Source organism: Pedobacter sp. HMWF019, from assembly GCF_003061025.1.
Taxonomy (GTDB): Bacteria; Bacteroidota; Bacteroidia; order Sphingobacteriales; family Sphingobacteriaceae; genus Pedobacter.
The window spans coordinates 1-1,204 of the sequence record NZ_QAIL01000508.1 but is presented as its reverse complement, the minus strand read 5'-3'; the positions used below and the strand labels follow the sequence as shown (position 1 = coordinate 1,204).

Here is a 1,204-nt window from a genome sequence, read left to right as displayed (position 1 = left end):
ACCCAAAAAACTACTTGGCATTTATGTTGTAATATTCATTCCGAACGAAAGTTCAAGAGTTTAATTAATTATAAGTTTTAATCATTAAATCAAATTAAGGAGGAAAAACCCATGACATTGGTTAAATTTAATCCAGACAACAAGAGAAATTCATTAATGCCAGGCTTTAATGATGTTTTTGATTCAATTTTTAATGATACGTTCTTTTCAGATCGTATGATTACCAGAGTTCCAGCCGCTAATATTAGCGAAACCGCAGACCATTATCACGTTGAATTAGCTGCGCCAGGACTTAAAAAAGAAGATTTCAAACTCAATCTGGAAAGGAATGTATTGAGTATTTCTGCGGAGCAACGTTTGGAAGACAAACGAGAAGAAAGGAATTATGCTAAACGCGAATACAGCTATAATTCTTTTGTCCGTTCTTTTACCTTACCTGAAAGCGCAGATGAAAATGGTATTCAGGCAACCTATAATGACGGTGTTTTAGCCATCAATATTCCAAAAAGAGAAGAGGCAAAAACAATCAGCCGTCAAATAGAAATCAAATAATTTCCTTTAAAAATCAATTCAAGAGCTGCCTTAAGGGCAGCTCTTTTTTTAATCTTTTATCATGGAAACCTCTTTTGAAATTTCATTAAATATAAAAACTACTAAGGGCTTGGAAACCTATGCGTGCTTTTATTTAGGCACTAACGAGAAATTTGCTAAACGTCTTTTTGACGAAATGCAGGGAGAAAGGGAAATAAAAGAAAATTCGGTAATCAGCATGGATTTACTCAAAAGGCATAAGGGTATTCCTTATCCAATGTCGATTCTGCATTGTAATTGGGAACACGTGGCTCACAACACAAAGATAATTACCAAGGAAATTTTTAAAGAATTGAATCTGGAACAGAATAGATTGTTATGAGATTTGTTTGTTGGAATAGAGGCGTCAAAAGGTTCAAAAAAAAATCATCTATCTTTTAAGATAGATGATTTTACCAATTTATGAAGGAGTCTAATTAGCTGATCTTAACATTAATTGCATTCAAGCCTTTTTTACCTTGCTCGATGTCGTAGCTTACTGAATCATTCTCACGAATGTTATCCATTAAACCAGATGAATGAACAAAGATTTCGCTATCACCATTAGATGGCACGATAAATCCAAAACCTTTTGTCTCATTGAAAAATTTTACTGTTCCTTGTTGCATTATAT

General features: G+C 33.4%; 3 protein-coding genes. 2 read left to right on the top strand and 1 reads right to left on the bottom strand.

Annotation, left to right across the window (positions count from 1 at the left end):
• Nucleotides 1–111: 111 nt before the first annotated feature.
• Entirely contained in the window at nt 112–552 is a 441-nt protein-coding gene (locus DBR11_RS25930; protein ID WP_108555469.1) for an Hsp20/alpha crystallin family protein, read from the top strand.
• A 61-nt stretch (nt 553–613) separates the two neighbouring features.
• Nucleotides 614–913: a hypothetical protein gene (locus DBR11_RS25925; RefSeq protein WP_108555468.1), complete on the top strand. Its 300-nt coding sequence runs from the start codon at nt 614–616 to the stop codon at nt 911–913.
• 94 nt (nt 914–1,007) lie between these two features.
• Here DBR11_RS25925 and DBR11_RS25920 read toward each other — a convergent pair whose 3' ends face one another.
• The gene (locus tag DBR11_RS25920; RefSeq protein ID WP_108555470.1) at nt 1,008–1,199 is read right to left on the bottom strand and encodes a cold-shock protein; all 192 of its coding nucleotides are present in this window, start codon (nt 1,197–1,199) and stop codon (nt 1,008–1,010) included.
• Between the last annotated feature and the right edge of the window lie 5 nt (nt 1,200–1,204).

Bases quoted from the DNA above. Each gene is read 5' to 3' on its own strand.
- DBR11_RS25930 (WP_108555469.1), top strand. From the start codon at position 112: ATGACATTGGTTAAATTTAATCCAGACAACAAGAGAAATTCATTAATG.
- DBR11_RS25920 (WP_108555470.1), bottom strand. From the start codon at position 1,199: ATGCAACAAGGAACAGTAAAATTTTTCAATGAGACAAAAGGTTTTGGA.
- DBR11_RS25925 (WP_108555468.1), top strand. From the start codon at position 614: ATGGAAACCTCTTTTGAAATTTCATTAAATATAAAAACTACTAAGGGC.